22 protein-coding genes are annotated in these 23,412 nt (G+C 67.1%); 7 read left to right on the top strand and 15 right to left on the bottom strand.

What is annotated here, in order from left to right; translation table 11 throughout:
* Positions 1-58 precede the first annotated feature (58 nt).
* Positions 59-610, top strand: a complete 552-nt coding sequence (locus tag A5752_RS13260; RefSeq protein WP_067085910.1) for a TetR/AcrR family transcriptional regulator — start codon at positions 59-61, stop codon at positions 608-610.
* Here A5752_RS13260 and A5752_RS13265 read toward each other — a convergent pair.
* The 7 genes from A5752_RS13265 to A5752_RS13295 all read right to left on the bottom strand — a co-directional run bounded on the left by A5752_RS13265 (position 600) and on the right by A5752_RS13295 (position 7,570).
* A complete protein-coding gene (locus tag A5752_RS13265; RefSeq protein WP_067085912.1) occupies positions 600-2,879 on the bottom strand; it encodes a molybdopterin-dependent oxidoreductase in 2,280 nt (759 codons plus the stop codon). The two genes, A5752_RS13260 and A5752_RS13265, sit on opposite strands and share 11 nt — an antisense overlap.
* Positions 2,880-2,882: 3 nt before the next feature.
* Positions 2,883-3,455 carry a TetR/AcrR family transcriptional regulator gene (locus A5752_RS13270; protein ID WP_067085915.1) on the bottom strand — a complete coding sequence of 191 codons (573 nt, stop codon included), beginning with the start codon at positions 3,453-3,455 and terminating at the stop codon, positions 2,883-2,885.
* Between the two features lie 128 nt (positions 3,456-3,583).
* Positions 3,584-3,916: a DUF6766 family protein gene (locus A5752_RS13275; protein WP_067085918.1), complete on the bottom strand. Its 333-nt coding sequence runs from the start codon at positions 3,914-3,916 to the stop codon at positions 3,584-3,586.
* A 21-nt stretch (positions 3,917-3,937) separates the two neighbouring features.
* Positions 3,938-4,375 (bottom strand): hypothetical protein, encoded by a 438-nt coding sequence (locus tag A5752_RS13280; protein ID WP_067085921.1) that lies wholly within the window; start codon positions 4,373-4,375, stop codon positions 3,938-3,940.
* 15 nt (positions 4,376-4,390) lie between these two features.
* Positions 4,391-5,524, bottom strand: coding sequence for a nitronate monooxygenase (locus A5752_RS13285; RefSeq protein WP_067085923.1), 1,134 nt, complete (start codon positions 5,522-5,524; stop codon positions 4,391-4,393).
* A gap of 174 nt (positions 5,525-5,698) precedes the next feature.
* On the bottom strand, positions 5,699-6,469 hold the full coding sequence (locus A5752_RS13290; protein WP_067085925.1) for an HAD family hydrolase: 771 nt from the start codon (positions 6,467-6,469) through the stop codon (positions 5,699-5,701).
* Positions 6,470-6,481: 12 nt separating this feature from the next.
* Complete coding sequence (locus A5752_RS13295; RefSeq protein WP_067085928.1) at positions 6,482-7,570, bottom strand: NAD(P)H-dependent amine dehydrogenase family protein; 1,089 nt, start codon at positions 7,568-7,570, stop codon at positions 6,482-6,484.
* A 78-nt stretch (positions 7,571-7,648) separates the two neighbouring features.
* On the opposite strand from A5752_RS13295, the gene A5752_RS13300 reads away from it, so the two are divergent.
* Positions 7,649-8,383 carry a glucose 1-dehydrogenase gene (locus A5752_RS13300; RefSeq protein WP_067085931.1) on the top strand — a complete coding sequence of 245 codons (735 nt, stop codon included), beginning with the start codon at positions 7,649-7,651 and terminating at the stop codon, positions 8,381-8,383.
* 3 nt (positions 8,384-8,386) lie between these two features.
* Here A5752_RS13300 and A5752_RS13305 read toward each other — a convergent pair whose 3' ends face one another.
* Complete coding sequence (locus tag A5752_RS13305) at positions 8,387-8,773, bottom strand: PaaI family thioesterase (RefSeq protein ID WP_067085934.1); 387 nt, start codon at positions 8,771-8,773, stop codon at positions 8,387-8,389.
* 58 nt (positions 8,774-8,831) lie between these two features.
* Between A5752_RS13305 and A5752_RS13310 the strand changes: the two genes are divergently transcribed.
* Together A5752_RS13310 and A5752_RS13315 are read left to right on the top strand one after the other, a co-directional pair.
* Entirely contained in the window at positions 8,832-10,091 is a 1,260-nt protein-coding gene (locus tag A5752_RS13310; protein WP_067085938.1) for a competence/damage-inducible protein A, read from the top strand.
* A gap of 78 nt (positions 10,092-10,169) precedes the next feature.
* Positions 10,170-10,397, top strand: coding sequence for a hypothetical protein (locus A5752_RS13315; RefSeq protein WP_067085941.1), 228 nt, complete (start codon positions 10,170-10,172; stop codon positions 10,395-10,397).
* A 12-nt stretch (positions 10,398-10,409) separates the two neighbouring features.
* On the opposite strand, the gene A5752_RS13320 is transcribed toward A5752_RS13315, so the two are convergent.
* From A5752_RS13320 to A5752_RS13335, 4 genes are read right to left on the bottom strand one after another with little or no spacing between them, the layout of a single operon-like run.
* Positions 10,410-11,330 carry an alpha/beta fold hydrolase gene (locus tag A5752_RS13320; protein WP_067085944.1) on the bottom strand — a complete coding sequence of 307 codons (921 nt, stop codon included), beginning with the start codon at positions 11,328-11,330 and terminating at the stop codon, positions 10,410-10,412.
* 36 nt (positions 11,331-11,366) lie between these two features.
* Positions 11,367-12,215, bottom strand: a complete 849-nt coding sequence (locus A5752_RS13325) for a hypothetical protein (protein WP_067085948.1) — start codon at positions 12,213-12,215, stop codon at positions 11,367-11,369.
* Positions 12,216-12,249: 34 nt separating this feature from the next.
* Positions 12,250-12,489, bottom strand: a complete 240-nt coding sequence (locus tag A5752_RS13330) for a hypothetical protein (RefSeq protein WP_067085950.1) — start codon at positions 12,487-12,489, stop codon at positions 12,250-12,252.
* Positions 12,490-12,530: 41 nt separating this feature from the next.
* Complete coding sequence (locus A5752_RS13335; RefSeq protein WP_067085953.1) at positions 12,531-12,905, bottom strand: hypothetical protein; 375 nt, start codon at positions 12,903-12,905, stop codon at positions 12,531-12,533.
* Positions 12,906-13,002: 97 nt separating this feature from the next.
* Here A5752_RS13335 and A5752_RS13340 point away from each other — a divergent pair, with 97 nt between their 5' ends.
* Positions 13,003-14,634 (top strand): fatty acid--CoA ligase, encoded by a 1,632-nt coding sequence (locus tag A5752_RS13340; RefSeq protein WP_067085981.1) that lies wholly within the window; start codon positions 13,003-13,005, stop codon positions 14,632-14,634.
* A 122-nt stretch (positions 14,635-14,756) separates the two neighbouring features.
* Positions 14,757-15,245: a hypothetical protein gene (locus tag A5752_RS13345; protein ID WP_067085957.1), complete on the top strand. Its 489-nt coding sequence runs from the start codon at positions 14,757-14,759 to the stop codon at positions 15,243-15,245.
* A 9-nt stretch (positions 15,246-15,254) separates the two neighbouring features.
* Here A5752_RS13345 and yaaA read toward each other — a convergent pair whose 3' ends face one another.
* The 3 genes from yaaA to A5752_RS13360 form a co-directional block, all read right to left on the bottom strand.
* Positions 15,255-16,001 carry a peroxide stress protein YaaA gene (gene yaaA, locus A5752_RS13350; protein WP_067085960.1) on the bottom strand — a complete coding sequence of 249 codons (747 nt, stop codon included), beginning with the start codon at positions 15,999-16,001 and terminating at the stop codon, positions 15,255-15,257.
* Between the two features lie 31 nt (positions 16,002-16,032).
* Complete coding sequence (locus tag A5752_RS27745) at positions 16,033-16,650, bottom strand: NlpC/P60 family protein (RefSeq protein ID WP_067085962.1); 618 nt, start codon at positions 16,648-16,650, stop codon at positions 16,033-16,035.
* A gap of 253 nt (positions 16,651-16,903) precedes the next feature.
* Entirely contained in the window at positions 16,904-18,040 is a 1,137-nt protein-coding gene (locus A5752_RS13360; RefSeq protein ID WP_067085984.1) for an alkaline phosphatase family protein, read from the bottom strand.
* 133 nt (positions 18,041-18,173) lie between these two features.
* On the opposite strand from A5752_RS13360, the gene A5752_RS13365 reads away from it, so the two are divergent.
* On the top strand, positions 18,174-23,411 hold the full coding sequence (locus A5752_RS13365; protein ID WP_197500610.1) for an ATP-binding protein: 5,238 nt from the start codon (positions 18,174-18,176) through the stop codon (positions 23,409-23,411).
* The last annotated feature ends 1 nt before the right edge of the window (position 23,412 follow it).

Below are 23,412 nucleotides of genomic sequence, written 5' to 3' on the forward strand. Positions count from 1 at the left end.
ACACAACTGTATGCTTGAATCCGACACGCCGTCAAGGCCTTACCACAGGGGGTTTCCGATGGTGGCTCAGATCCGCACACCGCGGGCCACATGGATCGACGTCGGCCTGGAGGCGTTGGCTGCGGGTGGGCCGGACGCCGTTCGGGTGGACCTGCTCGCGAAGGCATTGGGCGTCACCCGCGGCGGGTTCTATTGGCACTTCACCAACCGAGAGGATTTCCTCGACGCCCTGCTGGAGTCGTGGGAGCACCGCAGCACCGACGACGTGCTCGCCCGGGTCGAGTCCGAGGGCGGAGACGCCAGGGCGAAGGTCCGCAAGGCGGGCCTGCTCACGTTCTCCAAGGAGCTGCTACCGGTCGACCTCGCCGTGCGCGACTGGGCCCGCCGGGATCGAGCGGTGGCCAAGCGGCTGCGCCGCGTGGACAACCGTCGGATGGAGTACCTGCGCGCCCTCATCGGCACTTTCGTCGACGACGCGGCCGATGTCGAGGCCCGCGCCATGCTTGCCTTCTCCTTGGCGATCGGTGCTCACTTCATCGCCGCGGACCACGAGGGCTTGAGCCGACGCGCGGTGCTCGAGCGGGCGACGCAGCGACTGCTCACCGAATGACGTCGCCCCCGGCCGCGGAGCTCAGCGCTACCTGCTGCGAGGGGATCGCCGTGACGCGGGCGGGCACGTGTTTGTGCCACGGGGTGCCCGCGTAGGGGTCACGCCAGTCGCTCGACGTCAACGAGTTCGGCGCCACGCCCGGCGCATTCGCGCGGCCATCTTTGTCGACGAATACGAGCCCGAACCCATTGGGCAGTGACGCATGTCCGGGCAGCATGGCCGTGCTCACCTCGACGGTGGCCTCGGCGCTGCCCGCCGCGGTCGTGATCCGCGCGCGTCCGCCGTTGACGAGTCCGAGCGCCTCGGCATCCTCGACGCTGACCCGCAGGGCGCCGTCGGTGTCGCGTTTGCGCCACGTCGGATCACGAAAGATGTCGTTGGCGGTATAGGCGCGTCGTTCGCCGGCCGACAGCACGATCGGAAACTCCGCATCCACCAGGGACGCGGGTTTTTCCGCGAGCGCTCGCAGCTCGTCGAGCATCTCCGGCATGTGTAGCGCGATCTTGTGGTCGGCGTGACTGATCAGCGCGAAGTCGTCGACGTATTCGTGGACGGTGAAGGTGACACCGGATCGACTCGCCAGGATCGCATCGAAGAGGGCATTGCCGTCCGCGTGTCCCGCACGGCGCACCGCATCGGGATAGGTCATCGCCGCCTTCTGCGCCAACCCCCACAACGCGGCTGCACCGGAAAGGCCCTGTGGCAGTGTGGGTCCCAGTGTCTCGTAGAGCACGAACGGCAACACCTTGCCCAGCATCGGGCTGGCGGCCGCCGCCTGCAGGAAGGCCGCGGCATAGGCGTCGCGGCCTTCCTCTGCCGCCGCGCGGAGGGGCGCCAGATCGGCTTCGTCGACGACGTCGAGCGCCCGCGTGAGCCGGGCCCAGATCTCCGGTTCCGGGAGCGTGCCCTCGAGCGGTTCGAGAAGGGGATGACGCAAGTGGAAGGTGTTGTGCGGGAATTCGAGGTTGAAGAACGTCGACTCACACTTCTCGTACTGGCTCGCCGCCGGCAGGACGTAGTGGGCAAGTCGGGCCGTCTCCGTCATCGCGACGTCGATGACCACCATCAACTCGAGCGACGCGAAAGCCTCACGGCATGCAGTGGAGTCGGCGAGTGAGTGCGCCGGATTGCTGCTCTCGACGATCATCGCGCGGAACCGATCCGGGTGATCGTTCAGGATCTCCTGGGGCACCACGTTGCTCGGGACCAGCCCGCCGACGATCGGCGCTCCGGTGACCGGTGTGCGGCCCACCTCCGGTGTGTGCCGGAACAACGGTCCGAACGACGAATGCAGATGCTGGCCACCGCGTTTGGCGAAGTTGCCGGTCAGAATCCACAGCAGCTTGTTCAGATAGGAGCACAACGTGCTGTTGGGAGCCTGCTGCACGCCCAAATCCTCGAACACCGAGACGCTGGCCGCGATGCCGATCCGGCGCGCAGCGGCGCGGATCAGTTCCTCATCGACACCACAACGCAGCGCATACTCGCCGACCGGGACCTCTTGCAACGCCTCCCGGACGGCATTTGCCCCGTGCACATGCTCGGTGAGAAACGTCTCGTCGCAGAGGTTTTCCTGGACCAGGATTGCCGCCAGCGCCGACAGGCACCACGCGTCGGTACCCGGTCGGACGCGCAGGTGATAGTCGGCCATCTTCGCGGTGTCGGTGACGACCGGGTCGATGACGATCATCGAGCGGCCGGGATCCTTCGCGATCGCGTTGAGCACCGTGCGGGCTCGCGGGAAGCTCTGCGACATCCACGGGTTCTTGCCGACGAAGACCGATACCTCGGCGTGTTCGAACTCACCGCGAGTATGTCCTCCGTAGAGGTGCGCGTCGATCCATGCCTCACCGGTCTTCTCCTGCGCCAAGGCATTCGACCGATAGTGGGATCCGAGCGCTTTGAGGAAGGCCCCGCTGTAGGCGCCGCCAAGGTGATTTCCCTGACCCCCGCCGCCGTAGTAAAAGATCTTGTCGCCACCGTATGTGTCGGCGATGCGCCGGAATCCGGCCGCCACTTCCGTGATCGCGGTGTCCCAGTCGATCTCCTCGTAGCTGCCGTCACTGCGGCGCCGCATGGGCGACGTCAGCCGAGCACGGTTGTTCTGGTAGTGGTCGAGGCGCAACGCCTTGTTGCACGTGTAGCCCTGGGACGCGGGGTGCGCTCTGTCGCCGCGGATCTTGACGAGCCTGCGATCCTCGAGTTGTACGACGATCCCGCAGTTGCATTCACACAGGATGCAGGCCGTCGGATGCCATTCGTCGCTCATCGTTCACCTCTCGTCCGGTGCCGCGGCCTCGAGAAGCGCCCGCAATTGGTTGTGTACGAGTTCGAGTGGTCGCATGTCGCGTGCTGTACGAGCCACGACGATCGCGCCTTCGATGGAGGTCAACACCAGCATCGCCAGTGTCTCGGCGCGCTCGGGGGCGACACCGTCATCGATCAACCGGTCGATCATGAGGCCGTTCCAGCTCGTGAACGCCGCGGCTGCGCGATCGACCACCGGTGCGACGTCGGCCTTGCCGCCCGATTCGACCGCCACCGCGACGACGGGACATCCGGCGCGAAATTCGGTGTCGGCGAGCTGCTTTCGGAATCTGTTCACCAACGCGTCGAGTGCGTCCGCGGCGCTGCCCGCATTCTCGATTCGCGATGCGATATAGGCGCTTGCGTAATCGACGGCTTCACAGAGCAATTGGGTGCGTCCGCCGGGGAAGTAGTGATACGCCGACCCGCGTGGGGCACCGCTGTGCGCGAGCACGTCGGCGATCGCCGTCGGGTGGGCGCCGCGTTCCCGGATCAGGAGCGCCGCGGAGGCGACCATCCGCTCACGATGGTTGGCCATGCGCAAGACCTCTCGTCAAAAAAGTATGTATGTAACCCTACATAATCGCGGCGTCCGCCGACAGCCCTTCGGCGGAAGACGGTGTCACGCGTTCCGGAAGCGCTCCCTGAGCGGCCGAAACCGCCAGGTCAGGACGGGGGAGTCGACGGACTCAACCGGTCCTGAATGTCGTCGATCTTGGCTTCGATGCGCTCGAGATCCTCTGCGTCGACCCTGAACAGCCAATGCTTGGCGCCGAGCAGCAGGATCGCCTGGAAGATCAGCTGCAACCACTCGCTCTGCCAGTTCTCGAACGTGCTCGCAAAGAATTGGTGCAAGTACTCGCCCCACATGAAGGGCTGGCCGTGCTGCTGCTGGGTGCTGGTGAACTCGGCCAGTTGGGTGACGAACTGGCCCACCCAACTACCGATGAACAGCAGAAGTAGCAGATATACGGCGCCCCATCGCCTGAAGTGCCTCATAGCCGATCGAGTACCCAAGGATCATCGGGCCACCCACAGGACGAGGAACGCCGACATGGACGCCAGGCACAGGAGGTGGTCGCGGCAGACGGCACGCGCCAACCTTGTTTGGCGTACCCCGTCGTCGACCCGGCTGCCGAGTCGCCGGGCCGCCGGCACCGTATGCACCGCCGCGAGAACGATCGGCGCCGCGGCCAGCGCCGAGGGAATCAGCAACGACAGAGCGGATTCCTCACACCAACGGACGCCCAGAACGACGAGCAGTACGACCATCACCACCGCGATGACGAGGTTCATTTTCGTCGTCGTCGCACGCCCGTAGTACCCGGCGATCGACGCCAAGACCGGCTCCGGCACCTGTGGCGCCGAGTGGTGGGGTAGGACCTGACTGTCGAAGATCAGGTCCATCCACAAGACGGCGAGAAGGAAGCCGGCGCATGCCGCCGCCGTCAGGTCCATGCGGCGAGCCGCGGGTCAGACCGAAGCGGCCTCGTTGATCTCGTCGAGCCGCCCGGTCGCCTCGAGGTACTCCTGCACCCAGCGCTCGATCACCGTCGCGGTCTTCTCGACCTTGGTGAACTGGCCGACGACCTGACCGATCGGGTTGAACGCCACGTCGACGGACTCGTTCGGGTACTTGTGGGTGGCTGCGACCGCCATCCCGGAAACCATGTACTGCAACGGCATTCCGAGCGGCTTGGGGTTGTTCGGATCCTCCCACGCATCGGTCCAGTCGTTGCGCAGCATCCGCGCGGGCTTACCGGTGAACGAGCGGCTTCGCACGGTGTCCTTGCTGGAGGCCTTGACGTAAGCCTCGTGCTGCACCGGGGTGTTCTCCGACTCCTCGACCATCACCCACTGCGAACCGGTCCAGGCACCTTGCGCGCCGAGCGCGAGTGCCGCCGCGATCTGCTGGCCGCTGCCGATGCCGCCTGCGGCCAGCACCGGCACCGGGGCGACCTCCTTGACGACCTGCGGCCACAGCACGATCGAACCGATCTCGCCGCAGTGCCCACCGGCCTCGCCGCCCTGGGCGATGATGATGTCCACGCCGGCGTCGGCGTGCTTGCGCGCCTGTGACGGCGAGCCGCACAGCGCGGCGACCTTGCGGCCTTCTTCGTGGATGTGATTGATCATGTCGGCGGGGGGAGTGCCGAGCGCATTGGCGATCAGCGTGCACTTCGGGTGCCGCAGCGCGACCTCGACCTGCGGGGTGGCGGTGGCCTCTGTCCAGCCGAGCAGCTGCAACGCGTCGTCGTCGCTGTGGTCGACCGGAACGCCGTGGTCGGCGAGGACCTTCTTGGCGAAGTCGATGTGCTCCTGCGGCACGAGGTCGTTCAGGGTCTTCTTGAGCACCTCGGGATCCATGTCGGCGGCGTCCATGCCCTCGTACTTGTTCGGGATCACGATGTCGACGCCGTAGGGGTGGTCACCGATGTTCTCGTCGATCCACTTGAGCTCGATCTCGAGCTGCTCGGGGGTGTATCCGACCGCGCCGAGCACGCCGAAGCCGCCTGCCTTGCTCACCGCGACGACCACGTCCCGGCAGTGGGTGAACGCGAAGATCGGATATTCGATGCCGAGGTCGTTACAGATCGGGGTGCGCATGCCTGCTCCTTGGTGGTGGGCCGCTCAAATTGAAACGTGTTCTAGTTTAGTACGCGCCGGGGTCGAAAACGAAAGAGACCTCGTAACCATTCGGATCGGCGATCACGACGACCTCTCCTGTTTCGATGAAAGCTCCGCCACCTCGCCAATTCACCGACACTTCGCTTGATGGCCTCAGTCGTATCCGATCAGCCTGCGCAACGACACCCGTTTGCGGTTGCCTGAACCTTCGACCTGGAGTACCGGCCACCCGTGCTCGCCCGCCATCGCGGCGAGGCCGGGGCGGGGGTTCACCGGGCGGGGATTGCCGACCAGAGCCATCAGCACCGCATCCTCGTCGCCGTCGGCGTAGAAGTAACTGCGGTGCAGCTCAACGTCATTGGCCTCACAGAAGGCCTGCACCGCCGTCGACTTGTTGGCTCCCCAGATGACCGGCTTGGTGATCCGGCCGGTGAGCCGACCCGCGTCGTCGACCTCGAAGTGGTTGCACAGAACATGGTTGATTCCGGTGAACCGGGCGACCGGTTCGGCGTGGATGGTCAGCGCCGAGCTGCTGAGAACGACGGTGTGCCCGCGCTGTTGGTGTGCCTGGACGATCTCGTGCATATAGGGAAACACCCGCGCCGCGACCCGCTCGACGAACAGCCGCTCGCCGAGGTCGTCGAGTTCGGCGAGGGATTCACCGCGCAGATACCCGGCCGCACGGGTGAGGAGGCGCTCGAATTGCATGCGGCCCAACCGGTATCGCAGCGACGCTTCGACCACACCGAGCACCTCGCCGATGCGCGCTTGCCTGCGCCGGATGCGGTCGGCAGCATGTGCGGTGGCCGTGAACCCGTCGACGAGCGTGCCGTCGAGATCGAAAAACGCCCCGACGCGGGGATCCTGCGGGCTCGCGGCGATTTCGGCCACAGCGTCCACGGGTACCGCCGGCTGCGCGCTCATAACGGGTTCAGCTTACTGAGCCGCGTACAGCCCCTTACCGGTCACGAGCGGCATGTCCAAGGTGGTCCGGATGCCCGGCGCGGCATCGACGACGTCGGGAATCGCGTTGACGATGCGGCCGGCCGCCGCCAGGATCGCGGCGTAGTTGTGGTCGCCGTTGCGACTGGTGGGGCAGATGTCCATGACGTAGGACGGTTCGCCGGTGATCTCGACGCGGTAGGAGCCGCCGGGTTGTGCGGGCTGGGCCCAGTCCGGTCGCAGGTCTCCGCGCAACCGCGTGACGTGCTCGACGACGATCACCGGGCTGCCCTTGACCATGCCCTCGATCTGGAAGCGCACGGCCGCCACGGTGCCCTTTTTGATGGTGCCGACCGCGACGTCGAAGTCCTCGGGTGCGGGTTCCTGTTCGACGGAGTCCTTGATCTCGTCGACCTCCACGCCGAGGCCCGCCGCGAGCTGCCGGATCGCGGTGCCCCAGGCGATGCTCAGCACCCCAGGCTGATACAGCATCGGCAGATCACCGATCTCATCCGCTATAGGCCTGCCGAAGCCCATCACGTCGAACATCACCGTGGCGCCGTCGTAGCTGGCGTAGTCGGCGATCTCCATCGTGCGGATCTGCTCGATGCTTTGACACGTCCCCGCGAGCGCAAAGGGCAGCAGATCGGTCACGAAGCCCGGATCGACACCGGTCATGAAGACCGTCGAGTTCCCTTCCTGCGCAGCGTCTTCGATGCGTTGTATGTACTTGTCAGGGATCACCTGCCACGGGTACTGCAGCACGCCCAGACCGGAGCCGACGACGTCGATGCCCGCCGCGAGGATCTTGCGGACGTCGGCCATCGCGTCGGGCAACCGGGTGTCGCCCATGGCGCAGTAGACGACGCAGTCCGGCGCGCCCGCGATGATCGTGTCGAGGTCGTCGACCGCGGTCACGCCGGTGGTGACGTCGAGGCCGGCCAACTCTCCGGCGTCCTTGCCGACCTTGGCCTGCGACGAGACCCAGACCCCGGTGAGATCGAATCGCGCGTCGTTGACGAGTTGCTTGAGCGCGAGGCTGCCGCAGTTACCGGTTCCGATGAGCGCCACTCGTATAGCCATGGCGAGCAGTATGCCGTGCTGACCAGCCAAATTGGAACAGGTTCTAGTTCCCAAGGTGGTGCGGTAGCCTGACGCCCCATGGGACGCGTGGACGACAAAGTGGCACTGATCAGTGGCGGCGCTCGTGGAATGGGTGCCGCCGACGCGCGCGCACTCGTGGCCGAGGGCGCCAAGGTCGTGATCGGCGACATCCTCGACGAGGAGGGTAAGGCGCTGGCCGACGAGATCGGTGACGCGGCCCGCTACGTCCACCTCGACGTCACTCAGGCCGATCAGTGGGAGGCCGCGGTCGCCACCGCGGTCAACGAGTTCGGCAAGCTCAACGTGCTGGTCAACAACGCGGGCACGGTGGCGCTGGGTCAGATCGGCCAATTCGACATGGCCAAGTGGCAGAAGGTCATTGACGTCAACCTCACCGGCACGTTTCTCGGCATGCAGCATTCGGTCGAGGCGATGAAGGCCGCGGGCGGCGGGTCGATCATCAACATCTCGTCGATCGAGGGGTTGCGCGGCGCGGTGATGGTGCACCCGTACGTCGCGTCGAAGTGGGCGGTGCGCGGGCTGACGAAGTCGGCGGCGCTCGAACTCGGCCCGCACAACATTCGCGTCAACTCGGTGCATCCCGGCTTCATCCGCACGCCGATGACCAAGCACTTCCCGGACAACATGTTGCGGATCCCGCTGGGCCGGCCCGGTCAGCCCGACGAGGTGGCGACCTTCGTGGTGTTCCTGGCCAGCGACGAGTCCCGGTATTCGACCGGCGCCGAGTTCGTCATGGACGGCGGGCTCACCAACGACGTCCCGCACAAGTAGCGGTCAGTCGACCGCGGCGAAGTTGACGGTCGCGGTCGCGCCGACCTCGTCGTCGTTGCCGCGGTAGATGTCGACCTGGACCACCACCGAGCGTTTACCCGTGCGCAGGATCCGCGCGACCGCCCTGGCCGGCCCGATCTTGATCGGCCTCAGGTAGCGGATGAACAGGTCCGTAGTGGCGATGGCGTGACCGAACGGGGTGGCCCGAGCGGCGAGTTGTCCGGCGGTCACGTCGGCCATCGTCGCGACCAATCCGCCCTGTAGACCGCCGGCGGTGTTGGTGGTCCGCTCGTCGACGGGCATCTCCATCGTCACAGTGCCGTCGGGGGAGGGCACCTCCGTCAGGCCGAGTTGGTCGAACAACTCGCGAAGCGACTTGGGTGCCGTCATGGGTAATGACATTACCGCTGTGCACCGCCGCGGTGTGGGGTGCGTAGTGTCGTAGTTCGTGAGCGCACGCGCGGGCATCGTCGTCACCGGTACCGAGGTCCTGACGGGCCGGGTGCAGGACCTCAACGGACCCTGGCTCGCCGACCGGCTGCTGGAGTTGGGTGTCGAGCTGGCGCACATCACGATGTGCGGCGACCGGCCCGGCGACATCGAGGCTCAGCTGCGGTTCCTGGCCGCCGAGGGTGTGGACCTCATCATCACCAGCGGCGGCCTCGGCCCGACCGCCGACGATATGACGGTCGAGACCGTGGCCCGGTTCACCCGCCGAAAGTTGGTGTTGGACAACCGACTCGAGCGCAAGATCGGCGACATCGTGTCGCGGTTGATGGCCCGCTTTCCCGACGTCGACCCCGAGGCGATCCAGGCGGCCAACCGCAAACAGGCACTGATCCCCGACGGCGCCGACGTGATCGACCCGGTGGGCACCGCGCCGGGTGTCGTCGTCCCCGGCACGCCGACGGTCGTCGTGCTGCCCGGCCCGCCACGCGAGCTGCAGCCGATGTGGCCGCTGGCGTTGCAAACCGCCGCCGTGCAGGAGGCGATCGCCGGCCGCACGGCGTACCGCCAGGAGATGGTGCGGATGTTCGGGGTCCCCGAGTCCGGTCTCGCCGACACGCTGCGCGACGCCGAGCGCGACATCGCCGGCTTCGAACGGCTCGAGATCACCACCTGTCTGCGGCGCGGTGAACTCGAGATCGTCACCCGCTATGAGCCCGAAGCAGCGCAGACCTACACCGAGCTGATGACTCTGCTGCGCGATCGCCACGGCGAAGCGCTGTTCTCCGAGGACGGATCCCGCGTCGACGAGCAGGTCGCGCGGCTGCTGACCGGCCGACGCATCGCGACCGCCGAGTCGTGCACCGGTGGACTGCTGGCGGCGCGGCTGACCGATCTCGCGGGCTCGTCGGCGTACGTCGCCGGTGCGGTGGTGGCCTACGCGAACGACGCCAAGAGCGAACTGCTCGGCGTCGACCCCACGCTGATCGTCGAACACGGCGCGGTCTCCGAACCTGTCGCCGACGCGATGGCCGACGGCGCGCTGAGCCGGTTCAAAGCCGACACCGCGATCGCGATCACCGGCATCGCGGGCCCGGACGGCGGTACCGCCGACAAGCCGGTCGGCACGGTCTGCTTCAGCCTCAAGCTGACCGACGGCACCGTCGCCACCCGCTCGATGCGGATGCCCGGTGACCGCGCCGACATCCGCGAGCGGTCCACCACCGTCGCGATGCACCTGCTGCGCCGAGCATTGAGCTGACCGGTGCGCGTCCGGAGCCTCCTGCAGCGGTGCCACGCCGATCGGCTAACGTACGGGTCCGACACAGGAGGAGTACCGATGGCGGAAAACGCGCGCGAAGAGCTGTCCGAACGCGCCGTCGAGGCCGGATGGGACCGCAGAGACGCGGACCGTACCGACTACTACACGCGCAGTCCGGTGCGTATCCACGTGATCTGGCAGGGCAGCGACGCGATCAGCGGCGGTGCGCTGTACCACGACGACATCCTCATGGCCTACAGCCGCGACCTCTCCACGGTCTCGGGCTGGTTGGCCCGCAGCCGCTGACGGTTGCCGCGGTCAGGACCGCGGCTTCTGTTCGTCCCACACCTTCAACATTGTCTGCAGGATCTCCTCTGCGCGGCCGAGGCCGGCGAGGTGACTTTCGCCGGGCATCGTGGACAGCTCGGCGTCGCGGAGCCTCGAGACGACGTGCTCACCGTGGCGGAACGGAACGATGTGGTCGGCGTCGCCGTGCCACCAGCGCACCGGCACCGTGATCTCGTCGAGCCGGAAGCCCCAGTCGTGGGCGAAGACGACGATGTCGGAGAACGGGGCCGCCAATTGCTTGCGGCTGCCGTTGAGCAGGTCGTCGAGGAACATGGCCTTGATCTCCGGCCGGGCCAGCAACCGGCGGTCGGCCTCGGGTGACACTCGCCCGTAGAGGTCGGTGATGGGGGAGGCGACCGGTTTGATGAACCGGATCAGAGCCGAGGCCAGCAGCCCGACCGGGGTCCCCGCGTACTGCAGCAGCGGCGCGACACGCGTGCCGAGGTTGCCCATGAGGCCGCCGGGGATCGCGTCGGGGCCGACGGTGGGGGCGACGCCGCCGATCACGCCCGCGACGACGACGCGGTCGGGCAGCGCGGCGGCACACCCGAGCGTGTACGGGCCGCCACCGGAAAGGCCGACGACGGCCATCTTGTCGATGCCCAGGGTGTCGGCGATCGTGCGTAGATCATCGGCGAAATCGACGACCCGTTCGTATCGATGCGGGGTCGACGACCCGATGCCGGGACGGTCGAGCCCGATCAGCCGGATGTTCGCCTTCTCGGCGTAGACGCGGGCCTCCATCGGGATCTGACGGCGGGCCCCCGGGGTGCCGTGCAACCAGAAGACGGCACGGCCCTGCGGGTCGCCGAACTCGGCGAATCCGATGCGGCGGTCCTCACCGACAGCGACGTTGCCCTCGAGCTTGGGGCGGGCGATTGCGACAACCATGGCGGAAGTGTCTCATGACGCTTGGAGGCGTTTTCGCTATGCCACCCGAAATACGTATGCCGCCGCGGTGGTGACTCGGTCGTCGGCGCCCTCGTCGTGCATCAGCACCCGCACGGCCACGGTGCCGTCGGCCCCGCGGACCGGTTCGGAGTCCACCCGGAACGGACCGGCCTTGCCGCGCGCCATGAACATCACGTGGCAGGACACTCCGTGCAGACGGTCGGTGCCCGCGGCGGCTGCCGCGGCGTCGATGGCGGCGGTCTCGAGGATGACGAACTGGGGTCCGACGTGCAGCGCCGCGTCGGGCGACGCGACCTCGGCCGACAACTCCGGTAGACCCCAGCGACCGTCGGGTCGGCGGCGGCCACCGAACACCTGCCACAGCGGCGGCAAGTCGGGGGAATCGACGATGTTGAGCGGATTGGCCTCCATCCGCTCCAGTCCCTCGGGCGGAACGCCGATGCTGACGCCCTGCCCCTCGATCAGGGCGAGCACCCGATCCGGGTTGTCGGCGTCGACGATCTTGGCGCGGCTGTATCCCATCTGGCGGCCCACCCGCAGTTCCTCGGACACCACCTCGAAGCAGGTGACATCGCGGCCCGGGTCGAGAATCTGGCAGGAGTGGATGACCGGGTTCGGCACCGCCTCCAGGTCCGACATGTGCCCGCTCTCGGGGGCCGAGATGCCCAGCACGGCGAATAGCAGACCGCCGGCCGCGTCGCGCATATCGCGGCGCACGGCGACGGTGTTGTCCTCTTCGACGAGGTCCATCTGGGCGTAGCTGCGGCCGATGTAGCGATAGCTCAGCAATCCGCCCCAGCGCCGGCGCAGTTCCTCTGCATACTCCTCGGGTGAATCGGACAGCTCGCGGATATCGCGCAGCACGCAACACTCCTATCTGAGGGACGCCGACGGCGGATTACAGCAATCGGCGAGGCGTTACTTCCATCTGGTAACCGGCGGGGAACGTCATCTCGATCACCCGCAGTTCGTCGTGGGCCTTCGACTCGAGTTCGAGGACGACACATCCCTCGCCCAGGTCCTTGGCCTCCAACACCGTGTAATGCTGACCGCCACCGTTGACGTCGACGACGGGGTCCCCTGAGCGCAGTGCCTCGACCGCTACCAGGCCGGGGGCTTTTGCCGGGTGTGTTTCCACGCGACCCACGGTAAGCCAAATTGCCCGAGCGCTCGGGTGTTTCAGCCGACCGCCATGGTGTAGGCGACGCCGCCGATGACGAAGGTGGCCAGGCACAGCCCGAATGTTCCCAAGGCGAACGGCCAGCCGGGCGCACGCCGCACCAGCTGTACGACGGTCGCGATCAGTCCTGCCACCCCGATCGCGCCCGCCAACAGGACGGCGGTGAAGACCGCGTTGACGGCGCCTTCCTCGCTGCAGGTCTCGGGCGGGCAGTGGTCCAGGAAGGCCAGCGAGAACAGTCCGAAGAACGCCCCGACGGCGATCATCCCGGCGGTGATCACCAGCGCGACCACCGACGCCGCAATGTCGGCGCCGGACACCGGCCGCTTGTACGGCTGCGGCGGCGGATAGCCGGGATAACTCGGTTGGACCATGACCGCAGATGCTAGCGACGCGATGCGCGGTTTCCCGTCGAAACGCCTGGACATGGACGATCATGGCGTCATCGAGCCAGCCAGCAGGGAGACGTCCATGGACAGCACGATGCAGGACTTTCCGCTCACCCTGACGACGATCCTGCGACACGGTACGGGGTGGCACTCCGGCCGCAAGGTGATCACCGCCACCGGCGAGGGGTCGCGCGAGATCAGTTACGGCGAACTCGGCACCCGGGTCGCTCAGTTGGCCCACGGTTTGCGCGGTCTCGGCATCACCGGGGATCAACGCGTCGGCACCTTCATGTGGAACAACCAGGAACACTTGGAGGCGTACTTCGCCGCGCCGTGCATGGGCGCGGTGCTGCACACGCTCAACATCCGCTTGTCCGGTGAGCAGGTCGCGTTCATCGCCAACCAGGCCGAGGATTCCGTTGTCCTGGTGGACATGTCGCTCGCGGGGTTGTTCGCGCCGATATTGCCGCAGCTGACGACCGTGCACACCGTGGTCGCTGTGAGGGAAGGCGACATCTCCGAACTGGCCGCTGCGGGTGTCGAGGTAATTCGCTACGACGAGCTGATCGCGGGGCAGCCCCTCGAGTACGACTGGCCCCTTCTCGACGAAAGAAGCGCCGCCGCAATGTGTTACACCAGCGGCACGACCGGCAATCCGAAGGGCGTCGTCTACAGTCACCGCTCCGCGTTCCTGCACTCGATGGCTGTCTGCAGCGGCAACAGCATCGGGCTGGTCGACGGCGACCGCGTGTTGACCGTCGTCCCCATGTTCCACGCGAACGCGTGGGGTCAGCCGTATGCAGCCGTGATGGCCGGCGCGGATCTGGTGCTGCCGGACCGGTTTCTGCAGGCGGCTCCGCTGGTCGACATGATCGAGCGGCACCGCCCGACCATGTCGGCGGCGGTACCGACGATCTGGAACGACGTGCTCAACTACCTACACGCCAATCCGGACCGCGACATCTCCTCGCTGCGCACCGTCTGCTGCGGCGGATCGGCGGTGCCGTTGGCAATGATGAAGGAGTACCAGGAGCGCTTCGGCGTGGTGATCCGGCAGGGCTGGGGCATGACCGAGACCTCCCCGCTGGCCGCGATCGCGAACCCGCCGCCGGAGGTGACCGGTGCCGATCACTGGACGTTGCGGGCCACTGCGGGACGCGCGATGTGCGGCGTCGAGATCCGCATCGTCGACGACGACGGCGCGGTCCTGCCCAGCGACGGGAAAGCAGTGGGCGAGATCGAGATTCGCGGCCCGTGGATCACCGGCTCGTACTACCACAATGCCGACCCCTCCAAATTTGACGACGGCTGGCTCCGCACCGGCGACGTCGGCAGGATCGACCCGCAGGGTTTCATCACGCTGACCGACCGCGCCAAGGACGTGATCAAGTCCGGCGGCGAATGGATCTCGTCCGTGGAGTTGGAACTGCGGATCATGGACCACCCCGCGGTGTTCGAGGCCGCGGTCGTCGCCGTCCCCGACGAGCGTTGGCAGGAGCGGCCGTTGGCGGCGGTGGTCGTCGACGGCGACGCCTCGCTCACGCCGGAGGAGCTACGGAATCATCTGGGCGACAACGTGCCCCGGTTCTGGTTGCCCGAACGCTGGGCCTTCATCGACGAGGTGCCCAAGACCAGCGTCGGCAAGTTCGACAAGAAACTCATCAGGGCGCGGTACGCGGAAGGCGTTTACGACGTCGTCGAATATCGCGACTGATCGCCGTCACGCGAAGGACCGGCGAACCGGTCCGGTGCGGGTGACGGGTGGTTTACGGTAGCGACGAACGTCAATCCCGTGGGTGCAGTGCACCGCCGCGGACGAGGAACGGGGATGAAGACATGCGCCGACCGATCCGATTGATGGCTTCGGCCGCGGCTCTCATGACCGCGGCGCCCGTCGGACTTCTCACCGGCGCCGGCATCGCGGGGGCTGACACGTTCGTTCCGATGAACCAGGTATCCCGACGCTGCGACTACAGCGAAACCGACTACAACGGTCCGACCGGATATGCGCGGGCCACAAACGTCGTGAGCACGAACGGCTCGGATGTGACCGCGAACGTCAACCTCGATGTGGCGATACCCAACATGCGCTACGACGTCAGGCTCATCCAGCTTCCGCGCCCGTCGTCGGCCCCTTGCCTCGGCGGGGACCCCGGTGTCGTCATGGCGCCGTTGCAGACCGACGGCGTCGGGCACGGCTCCGTCAGCCTTCACGACAGTGTCGAGCCGGGTGCGACGGGAGTGTGGGTGTGGATCACCCGTCCCGACCCGTTTTCGCAGAATCCCGCGGAGTTCTACACCAGCGACATGATCGTCAAGATCTGACGCGTTCGGTCAGGCGTCGACGACGACGGTCAACTCGTCTCCGCGGCGTTCCACCCGCATCCCGGCGCGCCGCGCCACGGCGGCTACCGCCGCTGCATCCGCCGGTTCGGATCGCGTGCTCGCCAAGATTCGCGCGAGTCGCCCCTTGTGCGCCTTGTTGAAGTGGGTCACCACACTGCGGCGACCGTCGGATTTCTCGGCCACCACATCGACGCGGACAGCGTCGGGGAGCCGTCCGAGCGCCGCGTACGAACCGGATCGGAGATCCACGACGAGCTCGTCGGCCGACCACTTGGCGAGGACGGGTTCCAGCAGTGGGCGCCACCGTGTCGCCAGCGTCGGCCGGCCCGGCAGCTTCGATGTCGCCGAGAGCCGGTACGCCGGCACCGGATCGTCGGCGCGCAACAGCCCGAACAGCGCCGAGCCGACGGCTAGCCGCGACCGTGCACGGGATGCGGCTGCGCCGTGCAGCGACCCGACGTCCAAGGCGTCGTAGAGGACACCGGTGTAACGGCCGATCGCGGGCAGCGTCGGTGCGCTGCGCAGCTCGGCGTTGCGATCGATCTCGGCGTCCTGCGAGGCGGATAGCCCCAAGGCGCGCCGACAGGCGGGCCGATCCGCGGCCAGGTCCACCAGTTCGTCGACGAGTTCGGTGCGCAGTGGCCCGAGCTCCGGCGAACTGAGCGACTCCAGGCGCAGCGGCGGCCCGTCGCCGCCGACCCGCTTGGTTTCCGAGGGCGGAAGAAGCACGATCACGCCGCAGAGGTTATCCGGGCGCGGGCCGCGCTCAGGCCGGAGGCAGCGGTGCCGGCGGCGGCGGCGGTGCGAACGGATCGGCCGGCGGCGGGGCAGGAGCCGGAGGCGGCGGCGGCGCGAACGGATCGGCCGGTGGCGGGGCAGGAGCCGGAGGCGGCGGCGCGAACGGATCCGCCGGCGGGGGCGGCGGCGCGAACGGATCGGCCGGGGCGGCGGGCTCGTGGCCGGCCATCATCACGACCGGCGCGGCCGGCGCACCGGGAGCCATGGGCTGCTCGGGCGGCACCGGCAGGAACATGTGCTTGGTGAACTGGCCCTGGTAGGCGCCACCGCCGCCGACCTTCACGCCGCCGCCCTCACCGGACGAGACGGGCGTGCCGTCGGGCAGTGTGGCCGCGGTGTGGCCGCTGTTCCAGCCGACCACCAGCGCACCCGGCTGGGTGCCGTACTGGAACCCGCGCTCGAGCAGGGCGTTCTCGATGTTTCCCGTGTTGAACCGGTCGCCGTAGACGGGCCGACCGGTGGCTGCATTCGTCACCCAAGACACCAGGCCCGAGCAGTCCGTACCGGCCGGCGAGTCGCCGCCGGAGACGTACGGCGTGCCGGACACCTGGTTTACAAGCGTCAAAAGCGTGGCAATAGCAAACATGCGGTCGGACGCTACAAGCGTCGCGGCAATGCCGCCAAATTCTGTGACAGCGTTCACAGCCTGCAGTTTCTATAGCGTACTTCACGAATAGCATTGCAGAATCTTGCTTTTCAAGCTAATTCAGCAACGTCGATTACCACTGGCCAATTCGCTGACGCGGCAATCGAATTGCCGCAGCGCGGCCCGATCAAGATCTGAAATCCTTTGTAACCCCGCTTATCCCGGCGACCAGTGGCGACGAAGCGGGTACGGTTCAGCCGACCGCCAGCAGCAACGGGACCGTCTGTTCAGCGAAGGTGAGCGAGCCATGCTGCCCGACCAGTGACGATTCCATTGGTTCGACGGTGCGCCGGACGATCGCCGCAGAACCGCGGGCGGCGGCGACGACGTCGCCGATCCTGGGCCGCACGTCGTCGCTGACCTGCGGCCCGAACCAGCCGGCGTCGATGGCTTCGTCGCGCGAGAGCACCCATGCCCGCTCGCCCAGCGTCGCCCGCCAGGCGGCGAGGACGTCGTCGCGTGAGCCGTCCTCTATATAGAGGTGTCGAGCCCGCGCCTCGCCGCCGATCGCCTGCACCCCTTGTTGGAGTGCGGGCGCGGCATCGACGTCGACCGTTTCGGCATCGATGACCTCGACCATGCCGTGGTCGGCCACCACGGCCAACAGACCGCCGGGCGGAAGGGCCTCGGTCACCGACTCGATCAGGGTGTCGATCTGCCGCAACTGCAAGCGCCATTGAGGGGATCCGGGGCCGTATATATGTCCCAGCATGTCGAGATCGGCGTGGTAGCCGTAACAGAAACCGCGGTCGGACACCGTGGCTCGTACGGCGGCGGCGAGGTCACCGAGCGCATGGACGCCGACGAAGCGCCCGCCGCGCAGCACGGCGCGGGTCAGGCCAGAGCCGGTGAACTGGGCGCCGGAGATGACGCTGACGGCGACACCCGCCGAGGTCGCCCGCTCGAACGCGGTCGGGATGGGCTGCATCTGTTCGGGCACGACCGTGTTGCGAAGGTCCTGGCCCCAAGGGTGTGGCCGCCACCGTAGGGCGTTGATGACACCGGCGTCCGGTACCCGAAAGGAGTAGCCGACGAACCCGTGCTCACCGGAGTGACGGCCGGTGCCGACGGCCGCCAGACCCGCGGCGGTGGTCGACGGAAAACCCACGGTCAGGGCCCGACCGCGCAGCGAGGCCATCGCGGGCGCATCGGCGGCGTGGCGGTCGAGAAGGTCGGCGCCCAGCCCGTCGATCAGCAGCACGCAGGCCCCGGCCAGGTCATCGGGGAGTCCGAGGGTGTTGTGGAAGCCGTCCGCGCCCATCGCCGCCAGGACCGACGGCACGACGTCGGCGAGGTGGGGCAACGCGGGATCCGGTCTGGGCAGGTCCACGAGCCGAGCCTGCCACACCATCTCCCCGGTTTCATTGACAGCGCAAAGATCCAGGTCAGCGGGTCCTTTACCGGTTCTTGACCGCATGTTGAATCGGCCCTCAGACGATCGCAATGTGATTACGCTCCAAGAGGTGGAACTGGGGGTTCTGGGACCTCTCCAGGTCCGGCAGTACGGGCTGCCGGTCGCCATTCCCGGTGCCAAGCCCCGGGCCATTCTCACGATGCTCGGACTACACGGCGGTTCGGTCGTATCCGCCGACGCCCTCGTCGCGTTGCTGTGGGGGGACGAACCGCCGCGGACTGCGACCAAGGCCTTGCAGACCCACATCTCGTCGCTGCGCCGCGCGCTGGGTGACGGATTCGTGCTGACCGAGGGCACGGGGTGGACGCTGAGCACCACCGAGATCGACGCCGTCCACTACAAGACGGCGGCGAAGCTCGGACGTAAGGCCCTCACGGCCGGTGACCCGACTCGCGCGGTGGCCTTGTTCGATCAAGCGCTCGCGTTGTGGCGCGGCCTGCCCGAACTTCCTGACAGCGCGCGCGGTTCGTCGGAGAAGACTCGGTGGCTCGAAGGTCACGCCGCCCTGGTGGAGGACCGGGCCGACGCGCTTCTTGCGACGGGTCGAGCCGCGGAGATCGTGGGGGAGCTGGAGTCGGCGATAGCGGAAGCTCCCTTGCGAGAACGCCGTTGGGGTCATCTGATGCTCGCTCTCTACCGGGCCGGCCGGCAGGGCGAGGCTTTGGGCGCATACAAGAGGGCGCGGTCGCTGCTGGCCGAGGAGTTGGGAGTCGACCCCGGACCGGAGCTGCGGCGACTGGAGGCGGCAATCGTCGCGCAGGATGCCTCGTTGGAAGTGCCTCAGTCACAGCAGCTTTCGACAGTCACGCGTGCGGTCACCTTCCTGCTCACCGATATCGAGGGGTCGACGGCGGCGTGGGAGGCCGACGCCGACGCGATGGCAGTGGCGCTGGCCCGCCACGACGAGATCGTCGAGCAGGTCGTCACGTCGCGCGGCGGACGGCTCATCAAGACGCGCGGTGAAGGGGACGCGACGTTCTCGGTGTTCGACCGCCCATCGGCGGCCGCAGCGGCGGCTATCGAATTGCAGGAAGCGATCGGTCACGAGGCGTGGCAGCTCGCGGACCCGATGCGGATCCGCGTGGCGCTTCACACCGGTGAGGTCGAGTTCCGCGACGGGGACTACTTCGGCAGAGCCGTCAACCGCGCCGCCCGGCTGCGGTCCCTGGCCGCCGGAGGCCAGATCCTCTGCTCCGGTGCGACCGCCGAGCTCGTCATCGACTCGATTCCGGACGACGTCGTACTCGCCGACCTCGGTACGCGCCGGCTACGCAACCTCCCTCGCCCGGAGCATGTGTTCGAGCTCCGGTTGGAGAGCGTGTCCGCTTCCGCTCTGGCCACCGCCGAGGCTCCGATGGAGCGGCCCGCGCTGCCGGCGGTTCTCGTCGGCCCGGGGCCGTTCGTCGGCCGCGGTCGCGAGCTGGAGCGACTCGTGGCGGCGTGGCAGTCGACCTTGGCCGCCGGCACGCGTGCTGTGCTCATCGCCGGTGAACCGGGCGTAGGCAAGACGCGGCTAGCCGGGGAATGGTCACGCAACGCCTACGACCAGGGCGCCGTCGTTCTGTACGGCCGATGCGACGAAGATCTCGGCGCGCCGTATCAGCCCTTCGCCGAGGCGTTGCCTGCGTTCGTCTCCTGTGTCGACTCGAACCGCCTGCGCAACGTAAGGGGCATCGAGGCGCTGTTACCGCTGATTCCGGGGCTGGCGGACAAGCTGCCCGATGTGGCCGCTCCTCCGCGCGCGGATCCGGACACCGAGCGTTACGCGCTGTTCGACGCCGTGGTCGCCCTGTTGGGTACCGCGTCCGCAACGGCGCCCGTCGTGCTGATCCTCGACGACCTTCACTGGGCGGCCAAACCGACGCTGTTGCTTCTGCGGCACCTGCTGCGCTTCGGTGAAGAAGCCCGCGTGCAGATCGTCGGTACCTACCGCAGCACCGATCTGGACCGCTCGCACCCGCTGGCGGCGATGCTGGCAGACCTTCATCGCGACGGCACCGCCACTCGGTTGCAACTATCCGGACTCGACGAGGGTGACGTCACCGCCTATGTCGCCGAAGCCGGTTACGACGACGAGGAATTGGGGCGGGCGCTGGCGACGGTGACCGGCGGTAACCCGTTCTTCCTCATCGAAGCGCTGCGGCACGTGGAGGAAAGCGGCGGCCGTTGGGACCCGAGCACGCTGCCGCAGGGTGTTCGAGAAGCGGTTAGTCGCAGGCTCTCCCGATTGAGTGCCGAGACGAACAAGGCGCTCGCGGCGGCGGCGGTGGTCGGGAGCCGGTTTGCAGTGACGCTCGTCGAGCAGGTGGTCGGCGAAGACCTCGTCGACGCGTTCGATGAGGCCGGCAAGGCGGGCATCGTCATCGAAGAGCCCGGCGGCCGTTACCGTTTCAATCACGCCTTGGTGCGCCAGTCGTTGCTCGCCGAGCTTCCGTCCGTGCGGCGCATGCGGTTGCATCAGCGCATCGCGGGAACGCTCGAAGCTGAGGCGGGCTCCGACGATGAGCTGTTGGCCGAATTGGCCTACCACTACTTCGAATGTGCGTGGGCCGGAAACGCGGCCAAGGCGGTCGAGTACTGCCGGCGTGCGGCAGATCAAGCGATGTCGCGGGTGGCTTACGAAGGCGCGGCCGAGTTGTATGACCGAGCGCTCCATGCGCTCGAGGAGTTGGACGAGGAGCTTTCGGACCGCGATGAGCTGCAAGCCGAGTTGTTGATCGCCCATTGCGAGGCCTTACTGGCTGCGGGTGATGTCACATCGGCGAAGCATGCGGTGGCCCAATTACGGCAAGTCGCTGTCGATTCGGGACGACTGGGGGCCTGGGGTGTGTGCTTCGACGGTGAGCTCTCGATGCTCACCGATCCCGAGCGACTGGATGAGATCGAAACGGCGGTGAGTGTGGCCGCCGAGCAACTGGCCGCGCTCGCGGACGCGGCGGGGGAGGCCAAAGCGCACACGATCCGCGCGGGATGCCTCGCCCGCCTCGGCCGAATCGGTGACTGCGAAACAGCTTTGGACCAGGCGTTGACGGCGGCACGGCGGGCGCATGAGCACAGCCGGGTGAACGCGGTGCTCGCGGGGGCGCCGTTGGCGGCACTGTGGGGGCCCAATCCCGTTCCGCGCGCGGGCGGGCGATGTCTGGATGTGGTGCGGCTGCTGCGCATCACGACGGGGTCACCATTGGTGGAGGCGACGTCGACACGGTGCCAGGCTGTACTGGATGCGTTCCGGGGCCGAGCCGCCGAGGGGCGGCGGTTGATCGAGTCGGCCAGACGGACGTTGACCGAACTCGGCCTACGCCACGCGTTACTGGAGGTGGATCAGTTCGCCGGCATCATCGAGTTGGTCTCCGATGATGCGGCGGCCGCCGAACCGTATCTGCGCCGGGCTTACGAGGGTTTCCGTCGTATGGGCCTCGACACCGACACCGCGGACACGGCAGCGTTGTTGGCGAGGACCCGCCTTGCGTTGGGGCGCTACGCCGAGGCGGACGAATTGTGCTCGGTGAGCGAGCGTCTCGCTGGTCACGGGTCGAAGGCGTCGATCGCGTGGCGGTCGGTCAGGGCGCAGCTGCTGGCGCGGGCAGGTGATCACGATCGGGCCAAGGAGGTCGCGGAAGAGGCGGTCAGCCGGGCTGCGGTGACCGATGCTCTAGTTGATCACGGTGATGCCTGCCTGGCGTTGGCGACGGTGTTGCGTATCGCTGGCAACAACGCGGGCATGCGCGCTGCGGCCGAGCAGGCGGTCGCGCTGTATGAACGCAAAGGGGCTGCGGCGCTCACCGAGAAAGCTCGGAAGGTTCTGGGCTCCCACGACGTGCCCAGGCCGAACCAAGTCGAGCGACCTGCCGCCGAGTTGACGAATAGATGCGTCGAAGTAGGGCAGCGGATAGTCAACGCAATACAACGTAAGGCTTGGGACGAGTTCGAGAGCCTCTTCGTCCCAGGAACTGCGGTCGAGAGTCGACGACGAATCGTCGGCTTCACCCTGGACGATTTGCCGGGCGGCGACTGGGTGCACAACAGCAGGCGCATCTTCGAGGCGAGCGGCAACGTTCGGGTTACTCAATCGGTGATCGCGGTACGAGGCGAACGCTTGGCGCTCTCTCGATTGTTCGTGGGCAGCACAGACGTGAGTCCCGGTGCGCCACAGGACGAGTTCCTGCAGATCTACGGAATCGACGACTCTGACCGAGTGTCGCTGCAAGTGTGGTTCGACGCCGACGATATGGATGCTGCCCTCGCGGAGTTGGATGTCATACATGCCCGCACTGGGACTGGTGACGAACGGACGCCGCTCCAGAATGCCGCTAGTCGAGCCGATGGTCGCTTCAATGCAGTATGCGCACGCAAGCAGTGGGATCAGTTTGGTTCCTTGATAGCCGAAGACGTCCGGGTCGAAGACCGGCGCAGAGGGCTTCACACAGAATTTCGCGGGCGCGCGAAGTTGCTCGCCGAATCGCAGACGATCGGCGACTTGGGCACCGAAAGTGTCACTACACAGGTACTTGCTGTTCGGGGAGAACGTCTTGCGCTCCTTCGCGCACTGTTTCTTGGGCAGGACACTCGTCCCGACGGATTTCGCACCGAAATGCTACGTGTCGTCGAACTCGACGCCCACGAACGCATTCTCGCGATAGTCGTGTTCGAGGCTGATGACCTCGCCGCTGCAATAGCGGAACTCGACTCGCGGTACGCAGCCGGCGAGGCGGAGCCGTTCGCCCAAACCTGGTCGACGGTCACCGAGCTCACTGCCGCTTTCAACCGCAACGACTTCAGTGCGGTGAACTGTCCCAGCAGCGACCACCGCCGGCTGACGCGTTATGCACCAGGGGATCTCACAGCCGCTACCCTCACCCAACGAGAGTTCACGCCGGATCTCAGAACGTACATCGAGGTGGTGCACCGGGTCAGCGATCGCGGCGCCGTCATCACCAATCGCTCCCACGGAGTCGCCCAAGAGGGGTTCGAAGCCGAGTGGCGAGTGATCAATATCTTGCTGCTCGATGGCGGCAAGCTGCAGCGGTACGAGCTCTTCGACGAAACCGATGTCGAGGCGGCACTGACGCGGTTCGACCAACTCAGTTCTCCGGCAACCCGACTAGCGAATGCCGCGAGTCGTGCGCACCAGCGGATGCAAGAGTGCTTCGCGAATCACGATTGGGACGCTGCTGGCGACCTGATCGCCGAGGACATAATCGTCGATGATCGTCGCCAGGTGGTGAACACCGAAGTCCGCCGGGGCCGAGAGGCGGCCCTCGCAAGCATGCGGGCGGGCGCGGGGTAAG

Source organism: Mycobacterium sp. 852002-51961_SCH5331710 (assembly GCF_001665535.1).
Classification (GTDB): Bacteria; Actinomycetota; Actinomycetes; order Mycobacteriales; family Mycobacteriaceae; genus Mycobacterium.